This window comes from Clostridium cavendishii DSM 21758 (assembly GCF_900141845.1).
GTDB classification, from domain to species: Bacteria; Bacillota; Clostridia; order Clostridiales; family Clostridiaceae; genus Clostridium_AG; species Clostridium_AG cavendishii.
This window is the reverse complement of sequence record NZ_FQZB01000005.1, coordinates 317249-338528: the sequence shown is the minus strand read 5'-3', so window position 1 is coordinate 338528 and position 21280 is coordinate 317249. Positions and strand designations below refer to the sequence as shown.

The following is a 21280-nucleotide window of genomic DNA, read 5'->3' as shown; positions in this document are numbered from 1 at the left end:
CATATGTTAAGTAAAAAAGTCAGAAAAAAATAGGGACAAAAGTCCCTATTTTTCATATTTATTTATGTAATATTCTTCAATGTTATTTTCTAATGCAAAAATTGTAGCTTTAACTCTATCTTCAACATTTATCTTTCTAAATAAATTAGTTGCATAATTTTTAATCGTTTTTTCTGAGAGGTACAATTGCTCCCCAATTTCTTTATTGCTAAGTCCCTTAGAAATTTTAATAAGGACTTCGACTTCTCTTTTTGAAAGTTCATCTAAAAGATTAGGTACTTTTTTAGATTTAATTTTTATATCCGAAAAAAGCATAGAAACTAATGATTTATCAATATATTTTTCACCATTTTGTACTAACTTAATAGCATTTACAACCTCTGTAGCAGCCGAATCCTTAAGCATATAACCGTCCGCTCCAATATTTATAGCTGTAGTAATAGTTTTTTTATCATTTTCAACTGTTATCATTATGACTTTAATATTCTCTCTATTTTGTTTTATATTTTTAAGAACTTCTATGCCATTTATGATTGGCATATTGCAATCAAGCAAAGCAACATCTATATCAATATTCTCCAAAAGCTTAATAGACTTTTCTCCATTTTCTGCTTCAGCTACAATCTCCATATCATCTTCAAAACTTATAATCCTCTTTAATCCCTGTCTTATTATATCGTGGTCATCAGCAATTAGTATTTTAATCACCTTGTTTTTCATTCTTTATCACCTCTCTATTAATAGGGAGTCTAACAGTATATGTTGTACCTAATCCCTCTGAGGATTTAATTTGGATCTCTCCTTGAAGCTGATTTACCCTATCTAAAATTCCAATAAGTCCATAAGAAGCACTTTCTGTTTTAACTCTCTTTAAAGTTTCTTCTACATTAAAGCCAACACCATCATCTGTTATTATTAACATTAGATATTTAGTACCAAAATCAAGTCTTATCTCTGCCTGCTTTGCTTTGGCATGTTTTTTTATATTATTAAATATTTCTTGTATAATCCTATATACTGCTACTTGAATAATCGGCTCTATTTCTTCTTCAATAGGCTTTATTTTCAATCTTATTAGGATATTAGTTTCTTTAGAAATACTATTTACTGTTTGCTGTATAGTCTGATTCAATCCTAAATCATCTAAAGACATTGGTCTTAAATCAAAAATAATACTTCTTACTTCTTTTAAAGCTATTTTAACACTTTCTTTTAATTCAGCTAATTCTTTAAGACCTTCTTTAATATCTTTTTCAATAACCATTCTACAAATATCAACCCTCATTACTACGTTTGCCATATGTTGAGCAGGACCATCATGAATATCTCTCGCTATTCTTTTTCTTTCATTTTCTTGAGCTTCTAAAATTTTTATGCCAATAAACATTTCTGAATTTTTATCAGCTCCTTCTAAAGCAGAAAGAATATCTCCTTCTAAGTATCCCATAACAATACTTATTTGATTAATTATTTTTTCACCTGATTCGATGTTCCCAATAGTTTTTCTTAATGCTATTTCAATACTATCTCTTCTTTCCCTTAAAGAAATTTCTTCATTTTTTTTAGTATAAAATTTAAGCCTTATATTTTCTGCATTTTCATACGCGTCTTTAATATCATTTTCGTTATATTTTTTAAAATTAGCTGATACTTCAACAAGCCTTCTTCTAGCCTCCTTATCTTTTTTTTCAAACTCATCAACCTCATCTATAATCCTACTAATATCCTTTCTAACTTTCGCTAATTGGGTCTTTAAACTCTCATGTTCATTCCTTATTGTATCGACAATATTAAGTATTTGCCCTCTACTTGAATCTATCTCAATAATTATATTTTTAATTATTTTATTTATAACATTAACATCAAACTCCATATTTTATACTTCCTATACATTAAAAATTAATATTGAAATAAAACTTCCTAAAGATAAGAATGGTCCGAAGGGTATATAATCACTTCTAGCTTTTATTTTAAAAACTATTAAAATAATACCAACTATAGCTGATATAAAAAATGCCAATAGAAGTGCCCATAAAGTTCTATTGGCTCCTAGAAAAGCTCCCAATGCAAACATAAGCTTTATATCTCCTCCGCCAATCATATTGGGAACAAGTCCTATTATAAACATTATTCCCCCACCACATAACATTCCTAAAACTGAATCTATTAATGAAGTTTTAACTGCAAAAGAAATTACGATTCCAACAACTAATGTTAAAATAGCCATAAAATCAGGTATAATTTTATGTTTAATATCAACAAAAGAAATTATAATTAAAATTGTTGTCATTATTATTGATTTTATTAATATAGTTGTAAAACTTAATCTAAAAAAAAGAATTTCATAACATAGACTACAAATAATTGGGACAAAAATATTAAAGGTCTCTGTTTTAATTCCAGTTATCTTATAAGATATACTGTTTATTAAAAAATTTTGTATAATTCCTACAATTAATCCCATGCCAATTATTGATACATGCATACTTTACCTCTTACTTTAAATAATTATTTATCATTATTGTTTGCAATATAAAACATTTTTATCCGATTATAATTTCTAAAAAATTTACTATTAGCTTTATAAAACTAAATAATTTTACACTAATCTATATATAAAAAACTCCTCAAATAATGAGGAGTTTTATTATTAAATCAATAAATATTAAATATAAAAATAAATTCTAGGATCTATCTACCCACTTATTCTTTGCCTTCGTTACATCATCTTCACTAAGATGAGTCTGTGATACTATTTCTGCCATTCCACATCCCTTATCAAGCATTTCCTTTGCTTGCTCCATTGCCTTTTCATGTTCACCTTTTTTCATACCACTTCTTGTCATTTAAAATTCCTCCTTAGTTGCTCTGTCTTCAAAAACTAGTCTTACCTTAAGATAAAAATTTTATTCAGGACTCTTAAGTAGATATTTTTTAGTACTAATTAAGTAATGATGTAAGTAAATGCCCTATGAAGGAAGGCATTCTATAAATCTTATATTAATAGTAATGAGTAGTTTTCTATTATAAGTCAACTACTCTATAATTTTTGGGCGCAATTAACATTTTTGGCAGTATACTTAAATCCTCAAGCTTTTTTCCTTCATTAATAGTAGCATTTATAACACTAAAATTATAACTAAGTAATAAAATGTTTTTTAACTTAGTATTATCTATATTTGATTTTATTCTATTAAATACTATTTTTTTTATTTGACTATAGAGTTTAAATTGTGATAAATAAATAACTTTTTTAGTCTCATCTGCCATAACAATAATAAATTCATCAGAATATTGTACTTCCCTAAATATAATTCTACAATAAACTTCAGGAATAAAATAATAAAGCTCAAATGCTAAACTAATATTATTAGTAACTGCTACTATTTTTTCAAATAAGTTATCATAATTCTTTTCATTAGAATAGCTCTCTATAATATCTATTGTTTTATTTATTATAGTATTAATCTCCTTTTCAGAATACTTACTATGTTTCCAAGTTTTATCACATTGCTTAATTATAATATATTGCTTTTCACCTTTAAAATTTCCTTCTGTTCTCCATACTTTAGCATACTCTTCCATCTTTTGATTAGCTTCATAAAATGGTTCATTATTTAATGTACATTCAGCTATAATCTTGCCATTTACTTGTTTAGAAACATATACCTTAATAAAATAAAATCTCTTATTACCAAGCCGTATTTTAATATCATTCTTTAAAATATTGAAGATTCTACTTTCATCTATAAGTTTATTATTACAATACCCTTGTACTTGTAAAAAACCTAGTTTGGGATGCCAAAGTTTTTTCTCATCATTCCATCTAGTTTCAAAAGCAAGCTCCTCACTATATGCATCATAAAAAGATTCAATAACTGAATTTAAGACACCTGTAACAAATGATTCTATTCCATTTAATATTGCGTCGTCTTCATCATTTTTTTCTCCTATGGCTACCAAAGACTCTAATATATTATCTTCAAATTGTTCTTGACTTATAATAAAATTTAAATGCATAGCAATAACATTAGGATGTTCAATTCTATCAGAAACCCATGCTTCTATAGATATTCTAAACTTATTAATAAATATTTTACCATCTATTATTTCGGATTTTAATGATTTATCGCTAAGAGCCTTCTGTAAATAATTAAGAAGCTTTTCATTAACATTTATATTTGGTGATTTTATATTATCTTTTGTTCCAAATATTCTTTTAAAAAAATTCATAAGACTCTCCTAATTTTATTTTTAAACTTTTTATTATATATATTCTAATTAAATATATTTTTAATCCAATATTTTGATAATAATTTAAAACTCTATAAGTTTAAAACTTAGTCTTCCCAATAAAAAATAGCATCAAAAACCTTGTACTCTCTATTATTTAATATGGAAACTCCTTCTCATTACATTCGTATGAGTAAGTTCGAATTAACCAAATTAAAATTTGGATTCTTACTTATAGTTGGAATTTGCACTTCAAAATCAATCGATCTTGCTAACTCTTTCTTTTCTAACAGTTCAATCCCATACTTATTTAATTTGTCCTTTAATAAACAAATCACACCATCCCAATCTCCACTTGGAATTTTATTTATACTATTGATGTCTAAAAAATCATAGCTTCCACCTTTTGAGCGTCTAATCTTCTTACTTGATCCATATATAGCTAACGGAGCTAATTTACTTATATAAATAGTAACTCCATTAATACATATTATATTATCCCTCTTTAATATTGAGCTTCCATCCGTTTTATAGCAAAATATATCAACATAAGAAGAATATCCACTTCCATAGGAATTAAAATCTGCTTCTACCTTTATCAAGTTAGATTTTTTTAGATCAGCTACTATAGATTTAATATATAACTCTCTTTGCTTTTTTGTACCATCTTTATATGGATAAATCTCTCCTATAGGCTTACCCTCTATGATACTTTTTAAAAATTTTTCACTATAAATCATAATTTTTACTCTCTTTATTAATTAATAGAATTTTTTTCTTTACATCAACTGATTCTTCATCTTCTACCAAGCAATCACTAAACCACAAATATTTTTTTATAATTATTAACTTTTTCTCTTCCCCCATAATTTCACCTTTCATTAAAAATATTAAGATAATTATTTTAACATTTATAATTACTATATCATTTTTTCTAACAGTTGTACTACTTTTATTTATGATGACATATATTTTCTTTATATAAAGTACTTTCTAGGAGCTTTTATGAGTTATACAACTAATAGACAACCACAAGGCATACTTATTAATAAGGAAACATTCTTAAGAGAGGGGATGATTGCTGAAATTGTAGCTATTAATGACTATAGTCGATTTATTTCTTTGACAAGTAATAAAGAAGTAAAAGATCTTTTTTATCACATCATGGAGGATGAGAAAGAACATTATGGAATGTTCCTAAATACTTTAAGAAATATAGATAATGATCATGAAAAGCTTAAAGCAGAGATCAAAGATCATATACAAATTTCAGAAAAATATAAACATAAATTTAAAGAATATAGTACTGTTAAGGATATGAAAAATGAACTACTTATGAATATAAGAGAAGCAATAAAAGGAGAACTTGAAGCTATAGTATTATATGAAAGCTTTATAAAAAATCTCTCAGAAGAAGATGAAGAAGATATTGTAGAAATCATTGTCAAAATAATTAAAGATGAAAAAGAACATACAGAAGAACTAACCTTAGCGTTAACTCTTTTAGATGAAGATAAATATGGCCTTATCAGTTGTAATTAAAAACTAATATTTCAAAGAGTAAATTTACTTATTTTAAGTTTAAAAAATCACATTTATAGATTATCCTTACCATTTTTAAAAAGGAGGAGACTTCTCCTCCCAATTTTTCTTTTTACTACTTATTGGTTAATTTATTGTGTTCATTTAAAGCAGTATCAAGAGTTTTGCTAGCTACAATAACTTCATCAGCTAATAAGTCATTCTTTTCGTCAATTAACTTTTGTAGCTCTTGTTTTAGTTTTTCTATTTTTTTATTGACTTCTTCAATATTATTCATAGTATCCCTCCTTTCTTGTTAAATTTTAGCAAGAAAGGATTGGTTTAGGTTATAAAATAGATCTTTTTTATATTTTTACGCATTTTATGGAATTTATAATAAAAATAGCTCTAAAAATATTAATTATTTTATTAATATGATTAATATTTTTTATATTAACATATACTAAAAATATCTTTAATAATGAAATTAATTTATTATAACAAGAATAACATTGTATTATAAACAAAGGAGGATAATAAATGAATAGAGAAGGTAAAAATGCAGCTTCCAGTAAAGCGAAACAAATGCTAATCGATGGTGAATCTTGGGATGACATCATGAAAGAAACTGGACTTAGGCAAAAAGACTTAAAAAGAATCCAAACTAATGAGATAAGTTCTCATATTTTACATGTAAATAAATTATAAATTATATAACCTTAAATATTAGCATATGATTGTAAATAATACTGTGAATACTTACATTCAAGTGAGTATTCTCCTACTTATTGTTTTCCATATGACAAAGGAGCCTAAAAGAGCTCTCTAAATTACAAAATATAACAGTTTTTTATGATAAAATAAAAATATCATAAAAAGCTGTTTTATAATTTAAAGATAATATATGATGCACCAGCAGAAGAGATTGGTCACAAACGTATGATAGAAATTACAGAGAAATGGAATTTACCAATTCGTAATTGGAGAGAAATTTATGGTGAGTTATCTATAATGTTTGAAAACAAATTATACAATTGATAATACAAAACCTAAAAAAATATACCCTTTTATAGGGTATTATTAACTGCTCTTTATTATTTACTATATTAAAACTAAGATAGGAGGTTATCTCATAACCTCCATACCTATAAAATAATTATCATAAAAGGCTATTTACAGAAACACTTTCACACATTCAAAATTTCCAGTAATATTAAAATAATTACACAGAATTATCTATTGGCTCTGCTATTTTAAAAAATATTTCTTAAATTCCTATAATTAATAATAATATTGTCCTAAATCTCCACTAGGTATTATAAGTACCTTAGGATTTCTAGAACTATCCATCCATTTCATAACTTGTACCATATCTGCTTCATTGAATGACACACAGCCACCTGTTGCACCCCTACCATTACAATGTAAAAATATAGCACCACCTTTGTTAGGAGCTTGGTTTATATTATAATCTGTTACTAAGGCATACTTATATTGAGCCTGATAACTCGCTAAATGTTCATAATCTCCACCAGGATTATGATTTATTAATCTGTTATAGGTTTGTGAACCTGAATTTAAATTCCAATAATCATTTTCTTCTACTTTCTTATAACTATAACTACAACCTGGATTCCCTCCTACTCCAAAAGCAGAAATAATATTTAAAATTCCAGCTGGTGTTTTATTAGTTGACTGTTGTCTTTTTGATATATATTGAAGTCCATTTGCACCTAATCTAACAGCCATATCCCCTTTAACTACGTTCCATTCCCCATTAGAATCCTTCTCATATTCTCTAGCAACTCCACTAGATGACCCCATAGAATTTGCTGTTACTAATAATATTTGACTTGAATTTGCAAAAGCAGGATTTTTAAAACCTTTTTTAGTCTTAACTTTCTCTGTTGTATTACTATTTTGTTTTTCTTGTTTATCCGTTTTATTAGTACTAACCTTTTGCGCTTCTTCTTGTTGTTTTTTCTCTTCTTCCTTTTTCTTATCTTCTTCTTTCTTTAATTCTTCTTCCTTTTTTTGTTCTTCTATTTTTTTTAACTCTTCATCTTTTTTCTGTTCTTCTATTTTTTTTAATTCTTCATCTTTTTTCTTATCTTCTTCTTTTAAGTTGTCTTCCTCTAATTTTTTCATAGCTAACTTCTTTTGCTCTTCTGCACTCTTAGCTGCCTTATCGTTTTTAACACTTATAAAAACGGCACTACTTGCTATTATAAAAACTCCTATAATACTAAATAAAATTTTCTTTTTCAACATAATTTTTTTCATGGTAAAACCTCCCTAAATGCTGTCTCTTTCCATTTATATATTATCATGATTCACCATAAAGTTACATATTTTCTTTATAAGTTTCTTATTTATATTTTATCTTTTAGTGTTTTTTAACCAAATATATACTTTTATAATAGTTTCCTAATATATTGAAATACTTAGTTTATTTAAAAAACTCCAGTATATCAAATAAATGATATATTGGAGTTTCTCTATATACTATCCATAAAAAAACATCTTATCTATTAAAAATAAATTCTCTATGCAATTTCCAAGTATTATCTTCCCATCTATAGATACAAACATTATCAAAAACAGCTTTGAATCTACATGAATATTTATTTACATATTCCCAAATACTTTCATATGAAGTTTGTAATCTCTTAGAAGCAACAGTTATATGAAAGATTTTATCTTTTCCATCCCTTTTATCAAAAGATATATATGGTATTTTATTCATGTTTTCAATTAGCCTGTCATGCATAGATTTTCCCTCTTTTGACATATTGATTTTCATATATATTACTCTATTATCAAAATGATCAAATCCTTCTATTTTAAAAGGTTTAGACTGTTCATTTTTAGAAAAACTATCTAATATAGTTTCTAGCTCTATAATATCCCCATCATATTCAAAAGGAGCTTTAATAGTAAAATGGGCTGGTAACTTAGACGATTTTACTTTAAAATTTTTAAAAACCTCTTCTCTTAACCTATTATTAAAGTCACCTACTTTACCTTTAACAACAGATACAATTACATATAGCATATATTCCTCCCTTAGTAAAAAGTAATTGTACTTTCAAATTACGTAATATATAAATCTTATATTATATCTCAAGTGTTCTTATATATGAACCAGTCCCCCCTGCTACATTAATTACATTATACCCTTTTGAAGTTAATTCATCACAAGCTCTTGAACTTCTTCCTCCTGACTGACATATAATATGATATTTTTTTGATTTATCAAGGTATCTTTCAGGCTGTGCTAAAATCGATTCTATAGGAACATTTGTTGCAGTTGGTATGTGTCCACTATTATACTCACATGTTTCACGTATATCTATCAAATCTATTTTACCTAATAAATCATATAAATCATGAACACTAATTGAAGTAAATTTGTTTCTGCTAAACATACTTTTCATCTCCTTAATGATTATACTTTTGGTTATTCAAATTTACTCTTACAAATTTATATACGAATAGGTAAGTTTGAATAATTATAGTATGTAAATTAAACTTCTCTTGTATTCATATAATATTAAATAACTAATTATATACAAAATAGTATCATCATTATAAAAGTCCGTTTATTTTGAAGATTTTTTGTTAATATTTTTAATTTTTGGTAAAATACACACCATAAACTTAATAATCCTTTGAAAAAGAAATAAATATGTTATACAATTTAGTAAAATAAATTTGATTGGAGAAAATAAATGTCTATACAAGTAATTATAGTTTTAATTCTTACATTTATAATATATATAATTTCTACTTTAGCTTATTCTGTAAGAACTGTTGCCATAAAAACTGGACGAATAGCAATTTCTTTTGCTGTATTTAATATTTTTGCATTAATCTCTAGAACTGCAAATACTATACAAGCCCCATTAATGGCTAAAACAATAGAAAACACTATAGAAACAGGACATCCAGAAGACTTGTTATTTATATTTAGATGGATTCTTTTTTCTACTACTTTAGCTACAATTATTGGTGCCTTATTAATGCCAACTTTTATAAAAGTTTTTAGTAAAGCCGTAGACTGCTTTAGTATTCATCGTTCTATACCTAAATTACTCCTACATGGTTTCTCAAAATCAGGAATAGAACAATTTAAAAGTAGTGTTACAAAACCTAAAAGAGAGAACTTAGCCCAATTAAAAAATATCAAAATGATGCCAAAAAAAATTATCTTACTTAATATAATAGCTTTCTCAATATCAACAGTTGGTATTTTAGCATCATTATATGCAGGCTGTTTAAATCCTTCATTAAGGACTACATGTAGTTCTTTATCAGCTGTAATAAATGGAATTGCCACTATACTTATGTTCGTTTTCATAGATCCATTTATATCCATGCTAACTGATGATGTAATAAAAGGTGAATGCACTGAAGATCAATTTAATAGGTGTATAATTTTTATTGTTGGTGGGTTGATAGTTGGTACAATACTAGCTCAATTCTTATTAGTTCCGGGAGCTAAATTAATATCTTATATAGCTAAATTAATTTAATAAGAGTCAAAATTAAATATTATTGGGGATTAAAATAAAGTAAGAACCTATGTTTTAAATTTCAACATAAGTTCTTACTTTATTTTAATCTGAGCTTGTTAAACAAAATTATAACTTAATATTATTGAACCGTAATAATGCTATCAAATTTCCACGTTAAACCATAATCTTCACTAATAAACTTGCCAGCCTTATTTGCCCCTAACCCTCCATCCTTATTTTGTTTAACTACTAAAGTTCCTTTACTTCCTTCAAAAATAGGACTCATAGCCTCTGTTAATTTACCTTCATATTCACTAGGTACTTGTAATTTTAAGTTCTGCCAAGTTTCTGCCTTATCAACGGTATATTGTATATTAGGATATTTATCTTCAGATTTATAACAAAGAAAACCTATTTTATCTGTTGAAAAAGCCGATCCTATTATTTCAATGTGATTTTTATTAATCTTAAACTCATCACAATTAGTCCAAGTAACTCCCCCATCATTTGTAGTATAAATAAATGTATGTTCTGATCCGGTTAGCCCTTTTCCTGTAGAAACTATATAACCATCTTTGGATGATGTAAAGCCTAAAAATAATTGTTTATTACCTGTGACACGCTTTGTGACAATTTGTTTACTCCAATTTACGCCTTTATCTCTAGATATTAATATACTTAAAGGAATTTTATCATTACCCCCGTATACAAAGCTGGTATTTTCAGGAGTTATAATATAACTTCCTTTTTGAAGTTCTGATCTACTAATAAGCTCTTTTCTTTCAAAAAGTGCATTTCTATCAATAGGTACGTTAACCCAAGTTTTTCCACCATCATAGGTTATTTTTGTATTATTATCTTCTAAATAATAATTTTTATCTTTTTCAGTTATATATCTTTCTTTTCGCTTTAAATCTCTTATTATCTTAGATTTATCAATATCTGAACCTGCTCTTTCCTTATCTATAATTTGACAATTATACTTACCTAAAAATTTTATCCTTAATATCCAACTTCCTTGAAGTTCTCCATTCTTAGTTTCTCCCCACGTTCTATGCACTCCACCATTCTCAGGATTAAGACTGAAATCTACTTTTACAGCCAATTCATCTTTGTTAAATTTGAGAATTTCTTCTTTTTTAACTTTAAAATTCTTAACATTCTGACCGTCTCTTCCAGTTCTATTTATAAATGGATCCATGTAAACTTTCATTACCTTTTGTCCAATATCTGTCAAAACACCGTCCTTGTTTGCTACCACAATTGTTTTACCTTTATTTCGCCCATCATCAATAGCATTTCCTCTAAAATAAGAAAAGGCCTTAACACCAAATACAATTAAAATACCTATTCCTAACAAAACAAAAAACTTTTTTACCATAACTTATAATCCCTTCATAACAAAATACTTTTATAATAATAATTTTCAAAAAGTAGGTATATAATGTTAAATTTATATTAACAATTTACAATATATCTTTTGTTTTGTATTCTTTAAGCATCCTTCATTGTTTCTTCAATGTTTTTTACAAATAACTTCGCAAATTTCCATATTATTATCTTAGCGAAATATATCATTGTACCAATTTGAAATAAACACGTCAAATAATTAAAGTCCTTTATTTTATAATTAACAGTACTCACCTTCTCATCTATACTATTAGTAATCATATGAATTTACATTACAATAAGGGTATCTTATGGGTAATGTAGACATAAATTCTTTCAATTCTTCAATCTTTTCACAATTATCAAATCTTATTAAAGATATTCCATTGAAATCCTCTATTTTTTCCTTGTGCTGATATTTAAAATACCACTCACAAATAACCCTATTATTTAAAATTATAATATCCTTAATATCCCATATTACTACTTTATTATTTTTATGCCAATCCATAAACCATGCTTTTAGCTGATTAATTCCGATATATGCTGGCCCCCAAGATTCTACATATAAAATATCTTCTGAAAAAACTTTTTCAATTATAGAGATATCATTATCTATCCATGCTTTAAAATAATTTCTTGTAATTTCTTCTTTTATATTCATATTAAGTCCTTTCACCATAAATAATAATATACATATTATAGCATATTTTTCCATTAAGGATATATTACTTTATAAACTAAATTTAATTTTTTTCTTATTAAAAAATTTTAACATTTATAAAAATAAAAAATAATGTATATATGTTCTAATTAATATTCTACATAAAAAATAAATTTATTAAGAAATAATAACAACTAAACATTTTTAGTTAAAAATAGCTAATTAGAATCATATATACTATTTAATTTGATTCTATAAGTTCCATAAAAGACTTAATAATATGATAAATTATGGGTGAAAGTAAATTTAATTTTTTGAATAATCTTTATTGGAACTTATATATTAAGATAATTAAAGATTAATCTAATACATTATTTTAAACTTTAGTTTATAACTTTTTCCAGCTTATATAACTCTATTACCAGTTTATTCATTAGTTATTTTTTTATTTTAAAGAAATCTTATAAAGCCATTACTCTAACTATATAATGTTTATATATTAAAATCGAATCTAATAGCCAATCATGTATTACTTTGAATAAACTTTTTCAATAAATACTTTTACAAGCTGGGGATCAAATTGAATGCCAGCATTCAATTGTAATTCTTTTACTGCAAATTCTTCTGAAAGCGCACTCCGATAGCTTCGCTCACTAGTTATTGCATCATACGCATCTACTATACTTATAATCCTTGCTTGAAATGGTATTTCCTCTCCTTTTAATCCTTTAGGATAACCCTTTCCATTCCACATTTCATGATGAGCTAGTACATATTCTGCAATCTCTGATAAATCGTTAACTGTACTCAATATTCTATATCCTATTTCTGGATGACGCTTTAAAACCTGCCATTCGTCATCTGTAAGTTTTCCAGATTTGTTAAGTATATTCTCATCTATTGCTATTTTCCCAATATCATGCAATAATCCCGCAGTTTTAAGTTCCTCAATTTCCCTTTCGCTTAAGCCTATAGCTTCTCCCATTCTTTTGCATAATAGTGATACTCTATACGAATGTTGTTCTTCCCTCTTATTTTTTTCATGAAGAGTATTAATTATAGCCTTGATAGTTTTTCCTCTCATACTTGGACTTTCAAAAAGTTTTTTCTTATACATATTATCTTCTGTCGTTTTTAATACATCATAAATTTTTTCTTCAATCTTTTCTTTAGTATCTAGTCCAAATGAAATTGATACATCCACGCTTCTTACTTTTTCTTTCAAAGATAGATTCTTTATATTTTTAACTATTTGCTCACCTTCATATTTACTTGTTTTAGGCAATAAAATAATAAATTCATCACCACCAAGCCTTGCAACAATATCACTATTTCTACATCCTTTTTTAATAACTTCTGATACTTTTATTAGGAGCTCATCTCCCATAGAATGTCCAAATGAATCATTAATAAGCTTTAATCCATTTACATCTGCCATAACAATAGTAAGCGGTAAGTTTTCTTTATTATTTAAATTTTCCAATTGTTTTTCAAAAAACCTTCTATTATATAGTCCAGTTAACTGATCATGATAACTTAAATACTCTAGTTTTTGTTCCATTTGTTTACGCTTATTAAGATCTCTGCATAATGCATGAAAAACCTTTTTTCCATTAAGTACTATAGATGTAAGCATAATTTCAACAGGAAATATTGTACCGTCATTTTTCTTAAACCACCATTCAAAATTTGACTTTATATTAACTTCACTAGTCTCAATTGCTTTAATTGCCTTTTCTTTAGAATTTATTCCATCTGGTTGATCATCTGGTGCTATACTCCATAAATATCTATTAGATATATTTGTTTTACAATCATACCCCAATAATTCAAATGCAGCTAAATTACAATCGATTATCTTATTATCTTCAATTATTAATATTGCATCAGCTGAATTTTCAAAAAGAGTTCTAAATGTATATTCACTAGCCTTCAATTCTATTTTACTTTCCAATGCAGCAGTAATATTTCTTGCTATTGCTAATACTTCATCTTGCCCTCTTTTTACCATTCTAAGCTCAAAGTATTGTTCCTTACCTGAAACATGTAATTGGTATTCAAAACTTTGTAATTCTCCAGTTTCTAATACCAATTTAATTTTTTCATGACCTATTTTAGCTATATCATCAGGAAGTACTTCATAAATATTCTTACCTATAAATTTATTTTTCTTCATTAACAAAAGTGTTTCATCATTTGCCTGGTAATCAATAAAAACTCCATCCCTGTCTACAACAAATAATAAATCAGGCAAAGCTTTAATAATTGCTCTACTCTCCTCCTCACTTTTAATAAGTTTACCTTCATTCTCAATGATTTTATCATATTGAATTCTTAAGAATTCCTCAGCTGCAGTTAATTGTCCTACATAAGCTTGTAATTCTTCATTTTTAGCTCTTAATTCTTTATAACTATCATTAAGCTCATTTTCAGTTTCTTCTACCTTTTTTAAGAATCTTCTAATAAATGGGTAAAGAACAGCTGTACTTATAAATACATATACCCAACCTTTATATGTATTTACAATTAATACTGTATCTTTACTATAAAAAAAACTATTTACAAACCTATCCGAAAAATAAACCCAAATAAATCCAATTGTTAAATATATAATAGATATTTTAATACCTAAATATTTAAATTTATTTTTACTACTTTTCTTTCGGAATGATTTGATACTTCTTTTTAATGCAAAAAACATAATATTTCTTTTACAACCCCTTTCTATTTAAGTATTATTTTCTTTTAAATAATTAACTTCACCTCTACAGAGATATTATATTTTCGACTATTTTCGATAAATACTTTATCTGCATAGCTTTTAAAAAAATATTTTTATTAATTTATAATTATAATTTTAAATTTAAATATAAAAAAACTAATTAAGGCATTTACATCCCCTAATTAGCTTTTTTAATACTTCATTTTTTATAAATTATTTTATAGACTTATATATTCTATAATTATCTTCATCCAATTTTTTTCTGTACTCATCTATCTGCTTCTCTGAGCTTTTAAATTCTTTATTTTTATCATTTGTCTATATATTATACTTTTATTCAAATTAGAATCCTTTGAAATTTCTAAATAAGAATACCTTGCTTACAATAATTCTAGTGATTCTTTAAGTTCTTCTTTATTATACTTTTTCTTTTTATTTCCCTTAACTAAAGATTTGCTCTTTTCAGTACTCTTTTGCTTTTCCTTTCTCTTTGCAAATTTACTTTCTTTTTTTAACTTTATATAGTTGTTCCATCTTTCTACTGAAAGTTCTCCATTTTCCAACGCCTCTTTAATAGCACAACCCGGTTCAGATTTATGATTACAGTTATTAAATCTACATTTATTTATAAGAGTTTCAATATCATCAAAAACTGTATTAACTCCATCTGAAGATTCCCACATTCCTAATACTCTCATCCCAGGAGTATCAATAATCATAGTTCCATTTTCAAGCATTATAAGCTCTCTATGAGTTGTAGTATGTCTTCCTCTACTATCACTTTCTCTTATAGAACTAACTTTCATAATTTCTTCTCCTGAAATAGCATTTACAAGTGATGATTTCCCAATTCCTGATGAGCCTAAAAATACAATTGTTTTCGTTGGCTTTATATAGGTTTTTAACTCATCAATCCCATATCCAGTAAGTGAACTTATCACTACTATAGGAATTCCATCTACTATTTTTTCAAGTTCTCTTTTATAAGCGTCATAATCACTACACAAATCTGCCTTGGTCAAAATAATTATTGGAATGGCTCCACTTTGTAATGAAATACTTAAATATCTTTCCAATCTCTTAATATTAAAATCATGATTAAGAGAAGTCATAATAAAAACATAATCAAAGTTAGTTGCTACCACCTGCTCAGTTTCGTAAAAAGTATCAAGACGTGAAAACTTACTTTTCCTTTCAAGTACAGTATAAATAATATCATCACCACAATCATTATGGTAAACCAAAACGAAATCACCTATAGCAGGATAAATGCTGTTTTGATTGTTATTATAAAATAAACTTCCCTTAAGCCTTGCTGTAGTTTCACCTTCATCAGTTACTATAGTGTATATCTCTCTATGAACTTCAATAATTCTTGCTGGTATTAACCCCGTATCTCTCAAATCTAGTTTTTCTATTTGTGTTTTATAAAAATCTGTATAGCCGTACTTTTCTAACTTATTACTCATCAAATCCCTCCATGTTTCTATAGTAATTTTTGAATACTTGTTTTAAATCTTTTGAAATTTTCATGATACATCACTCCTTTCTTATATACTTTTAATAATTAAAAATGGGCAGAAAAATCCCGTAGATAATAGCCCCTTAAAATAGGCTGCTATCTACGGGTACAAAAAAACACGATCTTCCTATCGTGTTGCTTTTCCTAATTAGGCAGTATATTATGAAAGGTTATTTATTACTACAAAAACATAACATGAATAAAGAGTATACTACCCTACAGTTATATTTTTGCCCATATTTAATTTTAGACTAAAATCACCTTATTAACTTTTTTCATCTAAAACATCTCCTTTCTTAAAATATAATTCAAAATATTTTACAATTTTAATATATATATATTTCAAAACTTTGTCAATACAAAATTTTTTTTACAAATTATATAATTTCTTATTATCTTTAATTTAATATTTTTCAATATTAATGAAAATTTACAAAATAATTTTTATCGTATATAATATGAAATTTTAATTATTTTTTTCGATAATATAACATAACCTTAAAGCATTTATTAGTTTTAATATTTAACTACTTATATACCTAGATTTAAGCATATAAAATTAAACAATTGAATAGCCCTATTAAATATCTAAAAGGTGGTTACAAATGATATGAAAACTAAAAAAAGTATATCCTTAATTGTGCTAAGTATTATTATGGGAACTTCTTTTTTTGCCTCAAGTAATATTAATGTATATGCTGCTCCATCAACATCTATAAAACAGATAACTACTCTTTCACCAACAACTATTACACCAAATAAACCTATAGTAATAGATCCAAACGTTATACGTGTGGACAATCGTTTATTATTAGGAAAATCTAAAGTTGAACAAGTAAACAAAAACTACTTTTATAAGTCTAATACGTATAGATTCCCATATAAAGCTACTGACTTTCATGGTTCATTAGAATCAAAGATATATAATTATATGTTAAATACTGAAAACCAAGTAAGTGTTCATAATAAAGCAGTTCAACTTCATAGTGGTATCACTATTAACAATTGTGCATTTTTTACTTCAGAAGTATTAAGAAGAAATGGACTATCCAATATACCGTTATCAACATCATTAGTATCACAAGTTTATAGTCAATTAAGTAGACAAGGTTTTAAAAAAGATACTAATATAAAAAATTTAAAACCTGGAGACATCTGCTTCACAGCAAACTATAGACATGTATATATATTTATGGGTTGGGTAAACCCTGGAAACTATGATTATGCTTATATAGTCGATAATCAAGCAAGATTATTTAATGGACAAGTATATCATGTTAGAAAGATAAACTCTTATGAACAAAGTAAAGATACTGATCCAATATCTTACTTTATGTATAAATAATATAAAAGAAGTATATGTTAATCAAAAAGCATATACTTTCTTTTTATAAAATATTGATTAAAAATGTTTTATAAAAGAAAAGTATATTCATTAAAGAAAATTCCTAAATTAATTAAATATTATAACTTTCCATCATAATTCCTACTAATTCAATGGGTATTATTTGACTTAATATTTTTTATGTAATATCATTATTTTAAGGATTATAAGTTAAAGGAGTTAATAAAATATATGAAAATATCAACTAAAGGCCGCTATGGTCTAAGATCTATGGTAGACCTTGCTGTAAATTCTAACGGTGAGTATGTTTCTTTAAAATTAATAGCACAAAGACAAGGAATATCTGAAAACTATCTTGAACAAGTTTTTTCAACACTTAGAAAAGCTGGTCTTGTTAAAAGTATTCGTGGTTCTCAAGGTGGCTATACTTTAGCTTCTACACCTAAAGAAATAACAGTTGGTGAAGTTTTAAGAGCTCTTGAAGGAGACCTTTGTATAACTGGCGATATTGACCTTCCAGAAGAAATTGATCAAACAGTTGAAAATTGTATAAATTCTACTGTTTGGCAAAAAGTTAATGAAAGTATAAATAAAGTAGTTGATTCTATAACACTTGAAGATATAGCTGAAGATCATAGAATTAAGACTTCAAATTATTTTTTTGATTACATTATTTAATTTTGAAATGTTCTATCAATTAAAAAAATATTCTAAAAATAGTACTAATATTTTAAAAATATAAGTGCTATTTTTTATTTGTATTCTTTATTATTTGTTTTTTTGATTCAAAAAAGTGCAAAGATTTTCACTTGCACTTTCTGAGCTTATATAACGTAATTGTCCCCATAGTTGATTCTTCTTAGAAACTGTTTAGTTCTAGTTTCTTTAGGAAAAGTAAAAATATCATTTGGAATTCCTTCTTCAATTATTGCTCCATTTTCAACAAATATAACTCTATCAGCTACATCTCTTGCAAACTCAAGTTCATGAGTTACTATGACCATAGTCATACCTTCTTTTGCAAGCAATTTTATGACTTCTAATACTTCATAAACCTTTTCTGCATCTAGTGCCGATGTAGGCTCATCAAATAAAACTACCTCTGGATCTAAAGCTACAGCTCTAGCTATTGCAACTCTTTGTTGCTGCCCACCTGACAGTTGTGAAGGATAGTTATTTTCTTTATCAGAAAGTCCAACTTTTTTAAGCAAGTTTCTAGATATCTCAATTGCTTCATTTTTAGATTTTTTTTGAACTACAACTAGACCTTCCATTATATTTTCTAAAACAGTTTTGTTTTTAAAAAGGTTATATCCCTGAAAAACCATAGCAGTTTTCTTTCTCAAAGTATACTCTTCATTTCTTTTATAACTTTTAGTATCTACTTTAATATCATCAATAGTAATTATTCCTTCATTTGGCTTTTCCATTAGATTTAAGCATCTAAGAAGGGTAGACTTTCCTGAACCACTCGGTCCTATTATTACAACTACTTCACCCTTTTTTATATTTAAATCTATATTTTTTAACACCTCTAATTTACCAAAAGATTTTTTTAACCCTTCTACCTTAATCATACTACCACACCACCTTTGTACCTTTTAAATCTAATTTCTAATAAGACAAATGCTTTCTCAATAAATATGCATATTATCCAATAGATAATAGCAACTACTATATAAACCTCAAAGAAATTTAAACCTTCTGCACCAACTAACTTAGCTTGGCTCATCAAATCTACTATTGATATACTAAATGCTAAAGAAGTATCCTTAACTAAACTAATTAAAGTATTTCCTATATTAGGCAACGCCATTTCTAATGCTTGTGCCATAATTATTCTTTTAAATGCTTGTATTCTAGTCATACCAACTGATAATGCAGCTTCCATCTGACCTTTATCAACAGCTTCAATTGAAGCTCTAAATGTTTCTGATAAATAAGCCCCTACATTTAAAGAAAATGATACAAATGCAAATATAATTGGTGGAATATTAGATATGTCCATAGATAAACCATGACTTTTATTTATATAATCTAAAAACTTAGGTATTCCATAATAAGCAAGATAAATCTGAACTAGTAATGGAGTTCCCCTTGTAAATGATACATATATAGCAGTAATGTTTTTTAGAACCGATACCTTATAAATTCTTATAATAGCTACCAAAAAAGCTATTATAACTGCAAAAAACATTGATACTACTGTTAATAATATTGTTGTTGGAAGAGCCTCTAGTATTTTACCAAAAGCCCCAATCATAAATTCAAAATTTAATATTTGTTTCATAGTTTCACCCTACTTTTTAGTATAATCAGCGTCAAACCATTTTTTAGATAATTCGGCTAAAGTACCATCTGCTTTCATTGATTTTAAAGCTTCATCAACTTTCTTTTGAAGTTCCTTGCTTTCTGGTCTAAATACAAAATAACTTGGCTCTATATCTATAGGCTCTCCTACAAGTTTAACCTTTACTCCATTTTGTTTAACATTATAAGCTACTGATAGTCTATCATTAAAAGTTGCGTCTATACGCTTCGATACTACATCATCTAAGATTATTCCAAAGTTACCTTCATAGTATTTTATATCTATCTTCTTATCTTTATTTTGGTTATTAAAATCTATTAACTTTTTAGTATAATTACTGCCTGTACCACTTCCAACTTTTTTACCTTTTAGATCTTCAATACTATTTATATCATTTCTATCTTCAACCACTATAACTTGAGCTGCTGATACTAAATAATAATCTGAAAAGATATATTTTTCTTCTCTTTCTTTATTTTTTGCTATTTGATTGGCAACCATATCAAATTTTTTTGATTCTAATCCAAGGAACATACTATCCCAAGGTGCTGTAACAAATTCCACATCTATCTTAGCTCTTTTTGCTATTTCCCTAACTGCTTCAACATCATAACCGTCAAGTTCACCTTTTGAATTCTTGAATGTAAAGGGTGCATAGGCTCCTTCTGTCCCTACTTTTACAACATCTTTTTTATCACTGCTCTTGGCGCTGCTATTAGAATTGCTTGCACAACCACCTAGTAATACTGCCATAGTTAATATACTCGCTAATAAAACTTTTAATTTCATAATTTACACCTCTTTAATCTACTTTTATTTAATTTAATATTATAATACAAAATATATCCTACTAAGTCAATAGGAATAGTAAGAAATATTTTGTAATGAATATTAGTAAATATATTCTTTTGGTAAACTTTGTTATTTTATTTATATTAATTTTAAAGCTAAAGATTATTTTCTATATAAATATAAAAAGATTAAACTTATCAAATTTTAATAAGTTTAATCTTTTTTTAATTTATAGTATATTAACATAAAACTAACCTTTCTACA

At 26.4% G+C, this 21280-nt stretch carries 24 protein-coding genes; 5 read left to right on the top strand and 19 right to left on the bottom strand.

Features of this window, described 5'->3' with window-relative positions; translation table 11 throughout:
- Window positions 1-45 precede the first annotated feature (45 nt).
- From BUB01_RS05430 to BUB01_RS23110, 7 genes are all read right to left on the bottom strand, one after another.
- Window positions 46-720: a response regulator gene (locus BUB01_RS05430; RefSeq protein WP_072985667.1), complete on the bottom strand. Its 675-nt coding sequence runs from the start codon at window positions 718-720 to the stop codon at window positions 46-48.
- Window positions 701-1873, bottom strand: a complete 1173-nt coding sequence (locus BUB01_RS05425; RefSeq protein WP_072985666.1) for a sensor histidine kinase — start codon at window positions 1871-1873, stop codon at window positions 701-703. The genes BUB01_RS05430 and BUB01_RS05425 overlap by 20 nt, the downstream gene beginning before the upstream one ends.
- A gap of 12 nt (window positions 1874-1885) precedes the next feature.
- A complete protein-coding gene (locus tag BUB01_RS05420) occupies window positions 1886-2485 on the bottom strand; it encodes a prepilin peptidase (RefSeq protein WP_084108387.1) in 600 nt (199 codons plus the stop codon).
- 199 nt (window positions 2486-2684) lie between these two features.
- Complete coding sequence (locus BUB01_RS23450; protein WP_200802845.1) at window positions 2685-2846, bottom strand: hypothetical protein; 162 nt, start codon at window positions 2844-2846, stop codon at window positions 2685-2687.
- A gap of 178 nt (window positions 2847-3024) precedes the next feature.
- Window positions 3025-4233: a DUF6348 family protein gene (locus BUB01_RS05415; protein WP_072985665.1), complete on the bottom strand. Its 1209-nt coding sequence runs from the start codon at window positions 4231-4233 to the stop codon at window positions 3025-3027.
- 179 nt (window positions 4234-4412) lie between these two features.
- Window positions 4413-4973: a hypothetical protein gene (locus BUB01_RS05410; RefSeq protein ID WP_072985664.1), complete on the bottom strand. Its 561-nt coding sequence runs from the start codon at window positions 4971-4973 to the stop codon at window positions 4413-4415.
- Window positions 4963-5115, bottom strand: a complete 153-nt coding sequence (locus BUB01_RS23110) for a hypothetical protein (protein ID WP_207649978.1) — start codon at window positions 5113-5115, stop codon at window positions 4963-4965. The genes BUB01_RS05410 and BUB01_RS23110 overlap by 11 nt, the downstream gene beginning before the upstream one ends.
- Window positions 5116-5238: 123 nt before the next feature.
- On the opposite strand from BUB01_RS23110, the gene BUB01_RS05405 reads away from it, so the two are divergent.
- Window positions 5239-5775, top strand: coding sequence for a ferritin family protein (locus tag BUB01_RS05405; protein WP_072985663.1), 537 nt, complete (start codon window positions 5239-5241; stop codon window positions 5773-5775).
- 115 nt (window positions 5776-5890) lie between these two features.
- Here the strand turns inward: BUB01_RS05405 and BUB01_RS05400 are convergent, their stop codons facing one another.
- Complete coding sequence (locus tag BUB01_RS05400; protein ID WP_072985662.1) at window positions 5891-6052, bottom strand: aspartyl-phosphate phosphatase Spo0E family protein; 162 nt, start codon at window positions 6050-6052, stop codon at window positions 5891-5893.
- 242 nt (window positions 6053-6294) lie between these two features.
- Here BUB01_RS05400 and BUB01_RS23445 point away from each other — a divergent pair, with 242 nt between their 5' ends.
- Window positions 6295-6462: a hypothetical protein gene (locus tag BUB01_RS23445; RefSeq protein WP_200802844.1), complete on the top strand. Its 168-nt coding sequence runs from the start codon at window positions 6295-6297 to the stop codon at window positions 6460-6462.
- A gap of 573 nt (window positions 6463-7035) precedes the next feature.
- Here BUB01_RS23445 and BUB01_RS05395 read toward each other — a convergent pair.
- From BUB01_RS05395 to BUB01_RS05385, 3 genes are all read right to left on the bottom strand, one after another.
- A complete protein-coding gene (locus BUB01_RS05395; protein WP_072985661.1) occupies window positions 7036-8037 on the bottom strand; it encodes a L,D-transpeptidase family protein in 1002 nt (333 codons plus the stop codon).
- 241 nt (window positions 8038-8278) lie between these two features.
- Window positions 8279-8809: a 2'-5' RNA ligase family protein gene (locus BUB01_RS05390; protein WP_072985660.1), complete on the bottom strand. Its 531-nt coding sequence runs from the start codon at window positions 8807-8809 to the stop codon at window positions 8279-8281.
- Window positions 8810-8870: 61 nt separating this feature from the next.
- Window positions 8871-9182: a rhodanese-like domain-containing protein gene (locus BUB01_RS05385; RefSeq protein WP_423231121.1), complete on the bottom strand. Its 312-nt coding sequence runs from the start codon at window positions 9180-9182 to the stop codon at window positions 8871-8873.
- 303 nt (window positions 9183-9485) lie between these two features.
- Here BUB01_RS05385 and BUB01_RS05380 point away from each other — a divergent pair, with 303 nt between their 5' ends.
- Entirely contained in the window at window positions 9486-10289 is an 804-nt protein-coding gene (locus BUB01_RS05380) for a lipid II flippase Amj family protein (protein WP_072985658.1), read from the top strand.
- Between the two features lie 121 nt (window positions 10290-10410).
- Here the strand turns inward: BUB01_RS05380 and BUB01_RS05375 are convergent, their stop codons facing one another.
- The 5 genes from BUB01_RS05375 to rsgA form a co-directional block, all read right to left on the bottom strand.
- Entirely contained in the window at window positions 10411-11652 is a 1242-nt protein-coding gene (locus tag BUB01_RS05375; RefSeq protein ID WP_072985657.1) for a WD40/YVTN/BNR-like repeat-containing protein, read from the bottom strand.
- 113 nt (window positions 11653-11765) lie between these two features.
- The gene (locus tag BUB01_RS23575; RefSeq protein ID WP_207649977.1) at window positions 11766-11942 is read right to left on the bottom strand and encodes a hypothetical protein; all 177 of its coding nucleotides are present in this window, start codon (window positions 11940-11942) and stop codon (window positions 11766-11768) included.
- Window positions 11932-12378: a nuclear transport factor 2 family protein gene (locus tag BUB01_RS05370; protein ID WP_084108383.1), complete on the bottom strand. Its 447-nt coding sequence runs from the start codon at window positions 12376-12378 to the stop codon at window positions 11932-11934. The genes BUB01_RS23575 and BUB01_RS05370 overlap by 11 nt, the downstream gene beginning before the upstream one ends.
- Before the next feature lie 475 nt (window positions 12379-12853).
- Window positions 12854-15025 (bottom strand): HD domain-containing phosphohydrolase, encoded by a 2172-nt coding sequence (locus BUB01_RS05365; protein WP_072985656.1) that lies wholly within the window; start codon window positions 15023-15025, stop codon window positions 12854-12856.
- Window positions 15026-15426: 401 nt separating this feature from the next.
- Entirely contained in the window at window positions 15427-16515 is a 1089-nt protein-coding gene (rsgA, locus tag BUB01_RS05360; RefSeq protein WP_200802843.1) for a ribosome small subunit-dependent GTPase A, read from the bottom strand.
- A gap of 663 nt (window positions 16516-17178) precedes the next feature.
- Here rsgA and BUB01_RS05355 point away from each other — a divergent pair.
- Both BUB01_RS05355 and BUB01_RS05350 read left to right on the top strand, forming a co-directional pair.
- Window positions 17179-17913, top strand: a complete 735-nt coding sequence (locus BUB01_RS05355) for a hypothetical protein (protein WP_072985654.1) — start codon at window positions 17179-17181, stop codon at window positions 17911-17913.
- Between the two features lie 231 nt (window positions 17914-18144).
- Window positions 18145-18591 carry an RrF2 family transcriptional regulator gene (locus BUB01_RS05350; RefSeq protein ID WP_072985653.1) on the top strand — a complete coding sequence of 149 codons (447 nt, stop codon included), beginning with the start codon at window positions 18145-18147 and terminating at the stop codon, window positions 18589-18591.
- A gap of 146 nt (window positions 18592-18737) precedes the next feature.
- Here BUB01_RS05350 and BUB01_RS05345 read toward each other — a convergent pair whose 3' ends face one another.
- From BUB01_RS05345 to BUB01_RS05335, 3 genes are read right to left on the bottom strand one after another with little or no spacing between them, the layout of a single operon-like run.
- Window positions 18738-19490, bottom strand: coding sequence for an amino acid ABC transporter ATP-binding protein (locus BUB01_RS05345; protein ID WP_072985652.1), 753 nt, complete (start codon window positions 19488-19490; stop codon window positions 18738-18740).
- The gene (locus BUB01_RS05340; RefSeq protein ID WP_072985651.1) at window positions 19487-20203 is read right to left on the bottom strand and encodes an amino acid ABC transporter permease; all 717 of its coding nucleotides are present in this window, start codon (window positions 20201-20203) and stop codon (window positions 19487-19489) included. Before BUB01_RS05340 ends, BUB01_RS05345 begins: the two co-directional genes overlap by 4 nt.
- Window positions 20204-20212: 9 nt before the next feature.
- Window positions 20213-21013 (bottom strand): transporter substrate-binding domain-containing protein, encoded by an 801-nt coding sequence (locus tag BUB01_RS05335; protein WP_072985650.1) that lies wholly within the window; start codon window positions 21011-21013, stop codon window positions 20213-20215.
- Window positions 21014-21280: the final 267 nt, after the last annotated feature.